Genomic DNA, 13,825 nt, shown 5'->3' on the forward strand with positions numbered 1-13,825 from the left:
TTCGCCCTTTATGAGTCTACAAATTAGCTGCTAACTTAAGAAACGATGATCTTTTGTTGATGGACACCGATTAATAAATACTTATATTCATGCAAAGTTTCAATAGACATTTGTATACAAAATAAGCCCAACACTGCAAAAGCAGTCGGGCCAATTTTTAATTTGTAGTTTTTAGCGAAATCAGTTGATAAAAGATTTTCGTACAATCATTTTCCATTTCTAACTTTTGGATGCTTCCCATTCCACTGATTTCACCGTCTCTTGTTTTCTTTACTTCAAGTGGAATATTTAGTGGGTAGAGGCGGTATCCTTCTTTTGTTAATGTAAAAAGGTTTTCATTTAGCCTCTCTTCTCTTCCTTTCGTAACGATCATTGTATTTAATTCTAAAGGCATACCCATAATTGTTTTGCTCCTTGTTCATCGAGTTTTATATTACTATTGTATCTTACAATCTCTATACAATAAAGCTTATTGTTCTTTCATCCACCGCCCAAGATCACGGACAATTTGTCTATTAATAGCTGGCGGAAAATAATGCGTATATTCTTTGAAATACCATGTATCTACAGGTTTACCTAACTCTTTTAATCGCTTCTCTAAGCGGAAGGCATGCTCGACAGAAACATTATGATCTAAGACACCATGAATAATTAATACATTTGCTTGCAGTTGATTAAGTTCATATAATGGTGTGCGATATTCATATCTTTCTGGGTATTTATGAGGCGTTCCACCGATGACTCGTTTCATCATTTTACGCAAGTCCACTCTTTCTTCATATGTGAGGAACATATCGCTAACACCACCCCACGTAACAACTGAAGCCGCTTTAGGCATATGTAAGGCTGTTAATAACGCCATTACACCTCCTCTAGAAAACCCAAAGACATGTACCCTTTTAACCCGAGGGTGTTCTGCTAAAAGTTGAAAAGCTGAAAAAGCGTCATAACGATCATCACCTGCAAAATCTTCATTTCCCTCCCCTCCTTGATTGCCCTGATAAAAAGGCGCAAATACAATGAAACCTTGGAGGGCAAACTGTACAATCCGACTAGGGCGCACTTTACCGACGTTCTTAATCCCACCTCTTAAATATAGAAAACCTTCTGATACGTTTTTATTTTCTGGTTCAGCTAATAGACCTTTGATTTTTAGATCATTAGATAAGTATGTAATGATTGATAATTTCACTTGAGGATGCGGAGATGGAAACCGCCATTTATCGATTATCAATGCTTTTCCCTCCTTTACATATAGTAAAAATTTCACATGGGCAATCACACAAATTTGTCACCCTCATAAGATAGTTTAGATGCAAAAATCTAAGAAACATTGAATGAGGAGGTTCTCAAATGAAAAAATGGCTTAAATGGAGCTTCATGCTTCTCTGTATTTCTGTTCTACTCATTCCTCTTGCAGCTTGTGGAAAAGAGGATGTGACAAAAATACGTATCGGTGAGGTCACAAGATCTCTTTTTTATGCTCCCCAATATGTTGCAATTGAAAAAGGTTTTTTTAAAGAGGAAGGTTTGGATGTTACGTTAACCACCACTGCCGGCGGCGATAAAACGATGACTGCGCTATTATCCGATAGTATTGATATTGCTCTTGTTGGCTCTGAAACATCCATTTATGTTCAGGCGCAAGGAGCAAATGATCCTGTCATAAATTTTGCCCAACTGACGCAAACAGATGGCACCTTCCTTGTTGCAAGGGAAGATATCCAAGATTTCACTTGGGATATGGTAAAGAAGAGTACCTTCCTCGGGCAAAGAAAAGGTGGCATGCCGCAAATGGCTGGTGAGTATACGTTAAAAAAACATGATATTGATCCACATGCTGACTTAGAGCTAATTCAAAATATTGATTTTGCCAATATCGCTCCTGCCTTTTCATCTGGTACTGGTGAGTTTGTACAATTATTCGAACCGACTGCGAGTGTGTTTGAAAAAGAAGGCATTGGACATATCGTCGCTTCCTTCGGTGAAGAATCTGGCCATCTTCCTTATACAGCATATATGACAAAGGATAGCTTCATCAATGAAAACGAAGAAACAGTAGAGAAATTTACACGTGCCATCTATAAAGCGCAACAATGGGTAGATGGACATTCAGCAGAAGAAACAGCTAAAATCATTACAAAATACTTTGATAATACAGATTTAGAAATTTTAACCATGTCAATTGATCGTTATAAAAGTCAAGGGTCCTTTGCGACCGATCCTATTTTAGAAAAAGAAGAATGGGAGAACTTGCAAAATATTATGGATGAAGCAGGTGAACTGCCTGCTCGAGTGGATTATGAAACTCTTGTCAACACATCCATTGCTGAGAAAGTGATTAAAGAATAGTACTATGTGGAGCGGATAGAATGATTCTGTTCGCTCAACCATCCAGAAAAAAAAAGAGGAGACTGCAAGATGACATTCTTAAAAGTGCAAGATATTCATCATACTTACTTTACGAAATCAAATGCAGTGACGGCTCTCTCTAATATCTCACTTCAAGTGAATGAAGGAGAATTCATTTCATTTTTAGGACCGAGCGGATGTGGCAAAACAACCTTGTTATCTATCATTGCTGGTCTTTTCCAACCAACGGAGGGCCGTGTAGAATTAGAAGGAAAACAAGTAGCTACATTGAAAAGTGAAATTGGATATATGTTGCAACAAGATTATCTATTCCCTTGGAAAACCATTGAGGAAAATATTCTTTTGGGTCTAAAGATCAATCATCACTTAGATGAAGAAAGAAAAGCTTATGCAAAAGATTTATTATTACAAATGGGCTTATCAGATGTCGAGTCATTGTATCCAAAACAATTATCAGGCGGCATGCGACAAAGGGTAGCACTTGTAAGGACGCTGGCAACCGAACCTAAACTTCTCATGTTAGATGAACCATTTTCCGCTCTCGATTATCAAACAAAATTGCATTTAGAAAATCTTGTATCTGACACATTAAAATCATTTGGAAAAACAGCTATTCTTGTGACACATGATATCGGCGAAGCAATTGCGATGAGCGATCGCATCTATTTATTCGCACCAAGCCCTGGTAAGATTCATAAAGTATTTGAAATACCTGAAGAATTAAGAGAATGCTCTCCATTCGATACAAGAAACCACCCAATGAATGCAGAAATTTTTCAAACGATTTGGAAGGAGATGGAGTCCCTTGGATCACAAGAGTCACACAAAAGCACTCCATAATGCGTATATCCGCTCCCTTAAGAAAGAAAAGTATTGGGTACGATTTTATCAACTCGTTATTTTTCTTATTTTCTTCTCAGGCTGGGAGATTGCCAGTAGAAACAAGTGGATTGATCCTCTCATTTTCAGTTCACCTTCAAAAGTATGGGAGCTCTTTTTAATTAAAGTTCAAGATGGTACGCTGTTTTTTGATTTAGGTTTTACTTTATCAGAAACCATACTCGGTTTTATTTTAGGGACATTATTGGGAACGATATTGGCGGCGATTCTATGGTGGTCACCGTTTCTCTCTAAGATTCTAGATCCTTATCTCGTCATTTTAAACAGTATGCCGAAAGTGGCTTTAGGACCGATTTTAATTGTCGCTCTTGGACCTAGCTTCACGTCGATTGTAGCAATGGGAACGATTATTTCCGTTATTATCACAACCATCGTCGTTTATACATCTTTTAGAGAGGTAGATCCAAATTATATAAAAGTGCTTCAAACCTTTGGTGGAACCCGCTTCCAAATATTTAAGGAAGCCATTCTTCCGTCATCCTTTCCTGTAATTATTTCCACACTTAAAGTCAATGTCGGCTTATCTTGGGTCGGGGTGATCGTCGGGGAGTTTCTCGTCGCCTCTAAAGGATTAGGTTATATGATTATTTACGGATTCCAAGTATTTAACTTTACTTTAGTTATGCTCTCTCTGCTTGTCATAGCTGTATTAGCTACCATTATGTATCAAGCAGTAGAATTTTTAGAGAAGAAATTAATAAAAAACAACTAAGGGCTTGCATGAGCGTGCAGCCCTTTATTTCAAGCGATTTTGTAGATAAGCTACACTTCTCTCTACTACACGATCTTTCATTATAAAACTATAATTGGGTTGATGAATCTCCCTCATGAGCTGATTAATCGCTACCCATTTTGGACCATCCGTTTCGAAATAATGGTCTACTTTTTGTAAATAATCAACCTCTGCAAACATGATAGCCTTTATAAAGGAACGATGTTTTTCCATTACTTGATATGTACCAATATGTTCAATAGAAGACAAGACTGCTCCGGTTTCTTCCTTTACTTCTCTCTTTGCAGCTGTATATATATCTTCTCCTTCCTCAGCCTTTCCACCGGGAAACTCCCACCCTCTTTCTTTATGGTTCGTTAATAACCAGTCATCGCCTTTTTTACATAACACCAACACATGACGCGGCTCCATTTCAAATCCTTCTTCATTAAATGAGAGTGCTACACGATTCCCGTTTTGATCGATAAAATATTCCATTTAATCCTCTCACTTTACATATACTTATTGGTATATTTTACTTGGAAAGAAACGTAACGTACAGGAAAAGGTGAAAACACCGTCAATATTTATAACGGTGTTTAGAGCACAGTTTTATTGTTGTTCAGGGGGAAGAATCCCCATATTGACAATATGATTTTTAGCTTCTTCATCGCCTAATCGATAAATGGCGCTATATATTTGCGTCAAACCATCATCATACTTATCATTTTGCCTGTCGAAATGATACTGTAAATAAGGAACATGAGCCCGGAAAAAACCTTCCCATTCTGTTGAGTAATTTTGATCAAACAACTCTCTCAATTCGATAATTTCATCATCAGTTGCCTCTATTTTAAAATTCCATGATGAGGAAGTAGAACTTTGTGAGATTTCACCATCATTCACCGTAATATAATAAGTTTTCTTCTGATCCACACTTTCAGCCCCTTTCTTCTTATTATTTGTTTCCCTCATTATGAATGAATTTATACGAAAAATGAGCAAAACCATGAACTTAACATATACTAAACGTAAAATAAGATGAAAATGGGCAGGTGCAAATAATGAAAATTATTGATGAACTGTACGACTATTATCGTAACAAGCTTACAGGGGACGAAGAAGATATTGATATGCTTACCTTTGCTTTCTTAGAGGAAATGTCCCGAGAAGATATCCTTACATTAATTGAAGAACTGGATAACCAAGAACTATATAATTTAATGGGGCTTTATGTTATTGAATCCCTTAAAGGAAAATTTGCAGAAAGTGATTTTACAAAGCCTCAAAATTATCATTGAGTCTACATAGGCTTCTGATAAAAAAGTGGCATGTTACAGAAAGTGGTGGATTGGGGAAATAAGGATAAACTTGGTGGCATGTTTAAAAGTGAAGCTGAATATTCACCCATTTAACTTGCTATATTTTCCAAATTAATTAGTGGCATGTTAGAAGCATCTTGGTCTTCTCTCACTTGATATTGATTCAAATAAATGATGGAATTACGACTCATCTGGATGGGGATGCAGAGTTGAGTCGGGCAGATGATGGAATCGCTACTCATCTGGACGGCGAAACAAAGTTTAGTCGGGCAGATGATGGAATCGCTACTCATCTCGACGGAGATCCACAGATTAGTCGGGCATTTGCCCGAATCCCTACTCATCTCGACGAAAATCTACAGTTTAGTCTGGCATTTCAACGAATCGCTACTTATCTCGACGGTGAAACAAAGATTAGTCGGGCAACTACTCATATCCCTACTCATCTCGACGGAAAAACAAAGTTTAGTCGGGCAACTACTCATATCCCTACTCATCTCGACAGAAATCCACAGTTTAGTCGGATCAATGCTGGAGTTCTCGGTTCTTTACACTTTCTTGTGTTCGTATTCCAGTTTAACAACTATTCTCGGCTCTTTTCAGCCCACTAAAGTTCGCAATTTCAGATTTCCTTTTCATTCGGCTCTTTTCATATTCCACATTCTTTCATATCGTCTCTCCCTGCACGTTTTATATTTCCCAAAATTAAAAAAGACCTCTTAAAAGAGATCTTTTTCCGCTTATCCTAAAAATGCTTTAAGCATCCAGTTATGTTTTTTCACACTCTGTTTAACTGCAATCAGCATATCACCAGTGGCTTCATCTTTCGCTTCATCAGCTAGTTCAATACCTTCTTGTAGTTCATCTAACATTTTATCGAAGTCACTCCATACAGATTGTACCATGTCTCTTGCGTCTTCTTTACCTGTTGCTTCTTCAATAGAAGCCGTATCCAAGCAATCCTTCATTGTTGCTACAGGATTTCCACCTAAAGCAAGTATTCTTTCCGCTAATTCGTCAATATGGTCATTAGCTTCGTTATATAGTTCTTCAAATTTTTCATGTAATACGAAGAAGTTGCTTCCTTTAACATACCAATGGTAGTTATGTAACTTCACATACATTACAGTCCAGTTTGCTACTTGTTTGTTTACTGATTGGATTAATTTTTCGCTCATATTTATCAACCTCCACTTATAAGATACCCGCTTATCCAATTTTCAAACACATAACTATCGGATAAGGAAAGATATTTTAGTTCAGATTAAAAGAGAGAAATGGTAAAATAGCTTTTGTAAAGGGGGAGACTATTTATGACTTATATTATTGTCATTATGATATCAATTATTATTGTCTTTACAATCCTTATTTTAAGTGTAATGACAACATCCAAAGCTTACACATTCAAACATACCGTAGATCCTCTACCGAAACCTCTTTCAGAAGAGGATAAGGCACCCAATCAAGAGGACAAGGATATAAAGTAACACTAATACTTTTTGAGAGGAATCTGCACTTCTATGGATATTTACTCCATATTTATTGGACTCATTTACCTTTTAAATATGATTCTTGCCATTGTCGTTATTTTTCTTGAACGAAAAGACGCCGCATCCACATGGGCGTGGTTACTAGTTTTGTTCTTTATCCCGCTACTCGGGTTTGCCATTTACTTATTATTCGGACAAAACTTCTCCAAAAAGAAGAAAATGTTTCAATGGGAAGATCGTAAGAAAATAGGCATTGATGAAATGCTCAAAATGCAAATATCAGCGCTTCATAATCGCAGTTTGCCTGCAGAGAATGAGCAAGTTCAAAATCATTATGACCTCATTCATATGCAATTAGTAAATAATGATGCTGTACTTACGCAAGATAATGCTATACAAATGTATACAGATGGCAAAGACAAGTTCGATGCCCTATTTAAAGATATAGAAGGCGCTACTGACCATATCCATCTGCAATACTATATCTTAAGAAGGGATGCATTAAGCAAAAGGCTAATCACACTTCTGAATAAAAAAGCCCGTGAAGGTGTGAAGGTCCGCATTTTATATGATGATTTAGGATCAAGAAGTTTAACCAAACGGTTTTTTAAGAGCTTACGTGAGGCTGGTGGAGAGGTTGAGGCGTTCTTTCCTTCTAAATTCCACTTTATTAATTTACGGTTAAATTATCGTAATCATCGCAAGCTAGTAATTATTGATGGCAAAATTGGCTATGTTGGTGGCTTTAATGTTGGAGATGAATACTTAGGTTTAAATAAGAAATTCGGTTATTGGCGAGATACACATTTAAGGATAGAAGGAAGCGCAGTTTATGCGATACAAACACGCTTTATACTTGACTGGAATCAAGCTTCACATCGTCATGATATTCACTATTTACCGGAGTATTATCCCCCTATCACTACAAAGGGACGTATCCCTATGCAAATTGTAGCAAGTGGACCAGATAACGAACTCGAACAAATCAAACTTGGTTATATAAAAATGATTATGTCCGCAAAAGAAACCATCCTTATTCAAACTCCTTATTTTATACCTGATGCTAGTGTTGTTGATGCGCTTAGGATAGCTGTTTTGTCAGGTGTGAATGTAAAAATTATGATTCCTAACAAACCTGACCATATGTTTGTTTATTGGGCTACCTATTCGTACATTGGCGAATTATTAAAACTTGGAGCAAAAGTGCTAATTTATGATAATGGTTTTATTCATGCGAAAACAATCGTAATTGATGATGAAATTGCATCTGTTGGGACAGCCAACATCGATGTTCGAAGCTTTAGGCTCAACTTTGAGGTCAATGCCTTTATTTATGACCGCAAGATAGCTGAGGAAGTAGCAGCTAGCTTCTATAATGATGTAAGAGTATCACGTAACCTTACATTAGATGATTACAATAACCGTTCCTTTTATATTAAGTTCAAGGAATCTATATCGCGCCTACTATCACCGATTCTGTGAGTCGGTGGTTTTTTGTATAGATTTATGGTGATCTATAACATAAAATAGGAATATATGGATAAAAAAGGAGTCTTGTTGATGAAGATAAAGTTTTGTACTATTTTCCTCATTACCTTTGCCATCGAAACAGGTATCACTTATTTTCTCTCTTCTCAGTTTTCTGTGCGCTTTATTGAAGTCATATTCTTTACGGGCATTGTATTTCTTATCACAAGCATTTACTTTTCTGGAGGGCTCCCTTACATCAAGGAGCAACAAGATGCTAAAACTCGTGCAGAAACGGGCTTTACACCATTTGTAGAACCACCAACTATATTTAGACGAGGACCATTCTTTTTCGCTTCCCTCACTTTTTTTCTTATCGGACTTATATTTTTCATCTTGCTGTTAACTGAAATTATTCCTCCAGTATCTCTATAAAATATAGATTAATTTTCAATAGAAAAAATGAGTTTTTTCATAGAATTTTTTTAAGAATAAGCTATGTTAAATAACTCTATTGATATCTGAATAAAAAGAACTCTTGTTCTATAATGAACGTAAAATAAGACGAGAGCGAGTTGTTTAGAATGGCATTGAAGGACATCATGCTAGAAATCCAAAAGTTTAGTACAGCAGACCAATACCGCCGGAAAGAGTTCATTGTTACATCCTTAGCTTCCTATACCGCTAGTGAGACTAAATATAAAGAGGTTTCAGAGCGGAAGCATAAAGACGGATTCACTTGTTCTCATTGCGATTCCAATAACGCATTTCGGTTCGGAAAATACAACGTGAAAATGGGTACTCGCACAATTGTACGCCAACGATACCGCTGCAAGGTTGTGCTAAGATATTTACTAACCTAACGAATACTCCTCTTCACGGTACTCACCATCCTCACAAATGGTTGGAGTTCGTTCAGTGTATGATAGAGGATTACTCACTTCGGAAATCGTCAGAACTCTTAGGGGTTCACTATGTAACTTTGTTCTATAGACACAAGCTCCTTTCAGCTATTAAACAAATGATTTTGACAGATTTGAAAGTATCGTGGAGATGGATGAGACTTATTTTCTGTACTCAGAAAAAGGGAAACGCAAAATTGATGGTCGAAATGCACGTAAACGAGGTGGTTCGTCTTCACAACGAGATATTAGTAAAGAACAAGTTTGTGTATTGGTTGCAAGAGCACGTCAGAAGGCAACGTATTCGAAGGTCGTTGGTCAGGGTCGAATTGTAAAACCCCGACTGGAAGAGGCAATTGGCACTATACTGTCTCCTGCAAATGTTCTATGTACCTATGCTTGGCGGGTATTTATGACTTACGCAAAAGAAAAAGACGTTTGAGCACTATAGGTTTAAATCTGATGGAAAAGAACGTGTCCGAGGCGTTTATCATATCGAAAATGTGAATAGTTATCATAGTCGTTTGAAGGGCTGGATAAATCGGTTTAATGGCGTGGCAACGCAATAACTCGACCATTATTGGAGTTGGTTTCAATTTCTAGACCAAATTAAACATCGAAATGACGACACGACGGTTAGCAAGATAATTGTTGAAAGTTGTCTGTTTTTAACGGATGCTGCCTATGATAAAATTAGTTTATCAGAATTTTCCAAATGGGTAACGAAGCGTATTTAGTTATAGGACATATTAATTAAACAAAGAGGTGGAGGGATTATATGATTTTACATACAAATATTACAGGTGAAGGTGAACCCTTAGTTCTCATTCACTCTGGAGGAATGACTGGCTTGACCGAGTATCAGGAACAAAGTGAATACTTTTCAGCTAGGAACTTTAAAGTAATTAGACCTGATTTAAGAGGACACGGAAAGTCTGTTGGAGAAATCGATAATTACTTTAATCGTTGTGTCAAAGATTTAAATGATACCTTGGAATTTCTGAATATTGAACAATGTCATATTGCAGGAGTTTCAATAGGTGGAATCGCTGCTTTGCTTTTTGCTAAAGTATATCCTAATAAGGTTAAGTCTCTCAGCTTTTCTGGGATATTTCCAGTAGAGCCTGATAACTGGACAGAACTTTCAAGAGAAGAAGCTGCATCCTATGAACAATTGTTTAATAACGAAGAAGCCGTAGCATTCTTAAACGAAATTCACGGAGAAAGTGATTGGAAATTGTTACTTCAATCTTTCAATGATGAAGATTTCTACCCCTTTGATAAAACAGGTGATGTATCTGATATCAAAATCCCAACATTATGTATTGTTGGCGAAAAGCAAGAAATAGAAGTTTCCGCCGCTATAACCTACAAGCAATTAAATTATAATATTAATATATCTGTTATTCCTTTTTCTGGTCACTTGGTACATAGGGAACAACCAGATTTATATACTAAAACTTTACATACATTTCTTAACAAGATTATCAGTCTGTAAAAGTAATATAATTTACATTCTGGTTAGAAAGTTGATGAGTTATTTAATCTTCTTGAACTTATACGGAATAAGGGAACTCCTAGCGAATATAGAGTTCCCTTGTATATTTTATAATATCAACATTATCATTTAACATAGCTTAAGAATAAAAATAAGAGTTGAAAAGGAAATGACCTGTAAGAACTGAAGTGGATATTCATTTATACGAGCGACAGATTTAATTCCTCTTCGTCTTTTAGATTTAAAATGGCTCTTGGTTCAGAGAAGGTTTATACTTTCTGTTTGCGTGGGTGAAGTAACAAATCACTTCAGTAAAAATAAAAAACCTTCCATCAAATATGATGGAAGGAGAACCACTTAAGCAAATACTTGCTTTAATTCTTCTTTTGATTGAGAAAGCCAATATTTCATTAACTTCTTTGCACCTTCTAGGTCGTGTAGCTTCGCTTGACCACATTGTTTTTCATTTGCTGCTGGTATTTCTACAATTTCAACAGCATCTTTCATTGTTGCATCTAAAAGGTCGATAATTTCTTCTACTGTTGGCTCACCACTTACAACTAAATAATAGCCTGTTTGACAACCCATTGGCGAAATATCAATAATATCAAAATGATCATATTTCTCTGCGTGTGTTCTAATGTTAAACGCAAGTAAATGTTCAAGTGTGTGAATAGAATCTGGCTTCATAGCCGCTTTGTTTGGCTGACAGAAACGAATGTCATATTTGTTGATCTTTCCGTCTGTTCCTACTTTATGCACGCCACAATGTCTCACATATGGAGCCTTGACAGCGTTATGGTCTAATTCAAAACTTTCAACTGATGGCATAAAATACACTCCTTTATCATCATTGCCTTTATTATACTATAAAATCCGACTAATTTCATCAACTTTAAATATATAGTCAATGATTTGGACTTTTCACCCTATTATATGATATCTTGGTGCTAAAAGAGCAACTTTTTTCAAAGGAAGGTCCATATGTTACAAAAAATCATGCTTGGATTTTTTAAATTCTATCAAGTAGCCATTTCACCCATCAAGCCACCTACTTGTCGTTTTTACCCTACTTGTTCCAATTACGGATTAGAGGCAGTTAAACGATTTGGTGCAATAAAGGGCGGATATTTAACTATTAAAAGAATCTTAAAATGTCACCCATTCCATCCTGGTGGGGTTGATTTCGTGCCAGAAGAATGGCCAACTCGCAAACAAAGCAAATAACTTATTTCTTCTCATATCCATCCACGACTAAGTCCAGTTTGCCCGTACTAGGATCGATGACAAGACCATGTACTGGTACTGCTGGAATCAGCGGGTGGTTCTTAATCATATCTACACTATGTGCGACACTGTCCTCTACTTTATTAAAGCCTTCTAACCAGCTCTCAATATCAATACCGGAATAATTCAAAGTAGAAATTGTTTCTTCTGAAATGCCTCTTTCCTTCATATTTTCAATCATTGCATTGGCATTCATGCCACTCATCCCACAATCATGGTGACCGATAACTAATACCTCGTCTGCTTTTAATTGATACAGCGCAACGAGAATACTTCTCATAATACTGCCAAATGGATGACTCACAAGTGCCCCTGCTGTTTTGACGATTTTTATATCACCATTTTTTACATTTAATGCTTTCGGTAATAGTTCCACCAATCTTGTATCCATACATGTTAAAATAACCATTCGTTTGTTTGGATATTTCGTTGTGGCATATTCACGATATTGCTCTGTTTCCACAAACTCCTTATTAAATGCTAATACCTCTTGTAAAAGACTCATTATTTTCATCTCCACTACGTATATTGTTAAATATGTGTTAAATCGCTTGCTCTTCTTTTATGATACAAAATAGTATCCATTTTAACAAATTTTATACTTGATTTTTCGATTTAGTTTTTGTATGATTACATATGTGAATCGGAACGGTTACGTATTAATACGAAAAATAAATCGTAATAAATACGATTTGATACATTAAGGGGAGAAACATATGAAGAAATTATCTATTTTACTTATTCCTTTTATTTTCATCCTTGCTGCATGCTCAAATTCAACAGCGAGTGACAAGGAGACAACACAATCATCAGAAGAAGTTTTAACTGTTTATACTACAGTCTACCCATTACAATATTTCACAGAAAGAATCGGTGGAGACCTTGTTGATGTAAAAACTGTTTACCCTCCCGGTTCTGATGAACATACTTACGAACCTTCACAAAAGGACATGATTAAAATGGCCGATTCTGATTTATTTATCTATTTGGGCCTTGGTTTAGAAGGATTTGTTGATCAAGCGAAAGATATCTTAAGTAATGAAGGCGTTAAAATGGTTGCCGCTGGGGAACATCTTGCAATAGAAAAAACAGAGCAGCACGAACACGATGAACATGATCATGAACATGATCACGACCATGATGGTCATAGTCATGATGGTCACGATCATGGCGATGTTGACCCCCATGTTTGGATTGATCCAGTATACGGACAGCAATTAGCAGAGGAAATCCAAACACAATTAATTACTGCCCTTCCAGAGCATGAAGAAGAATTTACTGCAAACTTTGATAAACTAAATGAAGAACTTAATGAATTAAATGATAACTTTACTTCAATGGTTGAAAATGCAGATAAAAACAAATTCATCGTTTCTCATGCAGCCTATGGTTATTGGGAATCGCGTTATGGATTAGAACAAATAAGTGTGGCCGGGCTTAGCACATCTAGTGAACCCTCCCAAAAACAATTGCAAAATATTATTCAAACAGCAAATGAAAATACCTTAGACACGATTTATTTCGAACAAAATGTTAGCTCTAAATTAACTGAAATCGTTCAATCTGAAATCGGTGCCGAGAGCTTACAGCTTCATAATCTTGCTGTCTTAACTGAAGCAGATATTAATGAAGGAGAAAACTATTTTACATTAATGGAAAGAAATATTGATAACCTGGAAAAAGGTTTAAACTAACTAATAGTAGGACCAGAGCAAATAAATGCTTTGGTTCTTATTTTTTCTTTAAGAGGAAATTGTATTAGGTTTCGGACTAATAAAGCATGTAACTACCTATATCTGAGTTAGAGATAATTAGTTTACTCTCCCTTTTTTTGAAAAAACTTATGATTATATCATCAGCCAATTATGGTAAGA

The 13,825-nt window shown here is 36.2% G+C and carries 18 protein-coding genes and 1 pseudogene; 12 read left to right on the plus strand and 7 right to left on the minus strand.

Annotation, left to right across the window (positions count from 1 at the left end; genetic code table 11):
- Positions 1–157 precede the first annotated feature (157 nt).
- Both U9M49_RS18845 and U9M49_RS18850 read right to left on the minus strand, forming a co-directional pair.
- Positions 158–400 (minus strand): DUF2584 domain-containing protein, encoded by a 243-nt coding sequence (locus U9M49_RS18845; RefSeq protein WP_095372163.1) that lies wholly within the window; start codon positions 398–400, stop codon positions 158–160.
- A gap of 69 nt (positions 401–469) precedes the next feature.
- Positions 470–1,234 carry an alpha/beta hydrolase family protein gene (locus U9M49_RS18850; protein WP_095373622.1) on the minus strand — a complete coding sequence of 255 codons (765 nt, stop codon included), beginning with the start codon at positions 1,232–1,234 and terminating at the stop codon, positions 470–472.
- Between the two features lie 119 nt (positions 1,235–1,353).
- Here U9M49_RS18850 and U9M49_RS18855 point away from each other — a divergent pair, with 119 nt between their 5' ends.
- The 3 genes from U9M49_RS18855 (at position 1,354) to U9M49_RS18865 (ending at position 3,985) form a co-directional block, all read left to right on the plus strand.
- Complete coding sequence (locus tag U9M49_RS18855; protein WP_322910376.1) at positions 1,354–2,352, plus strand: ABC transporter substrate-binding protein; 999 nt, start codon at positions 1,354–1,356, stop codon at positions 2,350–2,352.
- 69 nt (positions 2,353–2,421) lie between these two features.
- Positions 2,422–3,213: an ABC transporter ATP-binding protein gene (locus U9M49_RS18860; RefSeq protein WP_095372161.1), complete on the plus strand. Its 792-nt coding sequence runs from the start codon at positions 2,422–2,424 to the stop codon at positions 3,211–3,213.
- Positions 3,179–3,985, plus strand: coding sequence for an ABC transporter permease (locus U9M49_RS18865; protein WP_224938834.1), 807 nt, complete (start codon positions 3,179–3,181; stop codon positions 3,983–3,985). The genes U9M49_RS18860 and U9M49_RS18865 overlap by 35 nt, the downstream gene beginning before the upstream one ends.
- Positions 3,986–4,009: 24 nt before the next feature.
- On the opposite strand, the gene ytkD is transcribed toward U9M49_RS18865, so the two are convergent.
- Together ytkD and U9M49_RS18875 are read right to left on the minus strand one after the other, a co-directional pair.
- Complete coding sequence (ytkD, locus tag U9M49_RS18870; RefSeq protein ID WP_095372159.1) at positions 4,010–4,483, minus strand: RNA deprotection pyrophosphohydrolase; 474 nt, start codon at positions 4,481–4,483, stop codon at positions 4,010–4,012.
- A gap of 114 nt (positions 4,484–4,597) precedes the next feature.
- On the minus strand, positions 4,598–4,960 hold the full coding sequence (locus U9M49_RS18875) for a hydrolase (RefSeq protein ID WP_095373621.1): 363 nt from the start codon (positions 4,958–4,960) through the stop codon (positions 4,598–4,600).
- An 89-nt stretch (positions 4,961–5,049) separates the two neighbouring features.
- Here U9M49_RS18875 and U9M49_RS18880 point away from each other — a divergent pair, with 89 nt between their 5' ends.
- Both U9M49_RS18880 and U9M49_RS18885 read left to right on the plus strand, forming a co-directional pair.
- Entirely contained in the window at positions 5,050–5,286 is a 237-nt protein-coding gene (locus U9M49_RS18880) for a DUF6154 family protein (protein WP_095372158.1), read from the plus strand.
- Between the two features lie 230 nt (positions 5,287–5,516).
- Positions 5,517–5,918: a hypothetical protein gene (locus tag U9M49_RS18885; RefSeq protein ID WP_322910377.1), complete on the plus strand. Its 402-nt coding sequence runs from the start codon at positions 5,517–5,519 to the stop codon at positions 5,916–5,918.
- A gap of 129 nt (positions 5,919–6,047) precedes the next feature.
- On the opposite strand, the gene U9M49_RS18890 is transcribed toward U9M49_RS18885, so the two are convergent.
- Positions 6,048–6,485: a Dps family protein gene (locus U9M49_RS18890; protein WP_095372157.1), complete on the minus strand. Its 438-nt coding sequence runs from the start codon at positions 6,483–6,485 to the stop codon at positions 6,048–6,050.
- 135 nt (positions 6,486–6,620) lie between these two features.
- Here U9M49_RS18890 and ytzI point away from each other — a divergent pair, with 135 nt between their 5' ends.
- The 5 genes and pseudogenes from ytzI (at position 6,621) to U9M49_RS18915 (ending at position 10,664) form a co-directional block, all read left to right on the plus strand.
- Positions 6,621–6,794 carry a YtzI protein gene (ytzI, locus tag U9M49_RS18895; protein ID WP_095372156.1) on the plus strand — a complete coding sequence of 58 codons (174 nt, stop codon included), beginning with the start codon at positions 6,621–6,623 and terminating at the stop codon, positions 6,792–6,794.
- A gap of 33 nt (positions 6,795–6,827) precedes the next feature.
- A complete protein-coding gene (gene cls / locus U9M49_RS18900) occupies positions 6,828–8,279 on the plus strand; it encodes a cardiolipin synthase (protein WP_095372155.1) in 1,452 nt (483 codons plus the stop codon).
- Between the two features lie 78 nt (positions 8,280–8,357).
- Positions 8,358–8,699: a hypothetical protein gene (locus U9M49_RS18905; RefSeq protein ID WP_322910378.1), complete on the plus strand. Its 342-nt coding sequence runs from the start codon at positions 8,358–8,360 to the stop codon at positions 8,697–8,699.
- Positions 8,700–8,848: 149 nt separating this feature from the next.
- Positions 8,849–9,903: pseudogene (locus U9M49_RS18910) on the plus strand (IS1595 family transposase).
- A gap of 41 nt (positions 9,904–9,944) precedes the next feature.
- A complete protein-coding gene (locus U9M49_RS18915; RefSeq protein ID WP_322910379.1) occupies positions 9,945–10,664 on the plus strand; it encodes an alpha/beta hydrolase in 720 nt (239 codons plus the stop codon).
- A 357-nt stretch (positions 10,665–11,021) separates the two neighbouring features.
- On the opposite strand, the gene U9M49_RS18920 is transcribed toward U9M49_RS18915, so the two are convergent.
- A complete protein-coding gene (locus U9M49_RS18920) occupies positions 11,022–11,495 on the minus strand; it encodes an S-ribosylhomocysteine lyase (RefSeq protein WP_095372153.1) in 474 nt (157 codons plus the stop codon).
- Between the two features lie 153 nt (positions 11,496–11,648).
- On the opposite strand from U9M49_RS18920, the gene yidD reads away from it, so the two are divergent.
- A complete protein-coding gene (gene yidD, locus U9M49_RS18925; protein ID WP_095372152.1) occupies positions 11,649–11,891 on the plus strand; it encodes a membrane protein insertion efficiency factor YidD in 243 nt (80 codons plus the stop codon).
- Position 11,892: 1 nt separating this feature from the next.
- Here the strand turns inward: yidD and U9M49_RS18930 are convergent, their stop codons facing one another.
- A complete protein-coding gene (locus U9M49_RS18930) occupies positions 11,893–12,456 on the minus strand; it encodes a beta-class carbonic anhydrase (RefSeq protein ID WP_095372151.1) in 564 nt (187 codons plus the stop codon).
- Positions 12,457–12,667: 211 nt separating this feature from the next.
- On the opposite strand from U9M49_RS18930, the gene U9M49_RS18935 reads away from it, so the two are divergent.
- Complete coding sequence (locus tag U9M49_RS18935; protein WP_322910380.1) at positions 12,668–13,645, plus strand: metal ABC transporter solute-binding protein, Zn/Mn family; 978 nt, start codon at positions 12,668–12,670, stop codon at positions 13,643–13,645.
- The last annotated feature ends 180 nt before the right edge of the window (positions 13,646–13,825 follow it).

Source organism: Cytobacillus sp. OWB-43 (assembly GCF_034651445.1).
GTDB lineage: Bacteria > Bacillota > Bacilli > Bacillales > Cytobacillaceae > Cytobacillus > Cytobacillus kochii.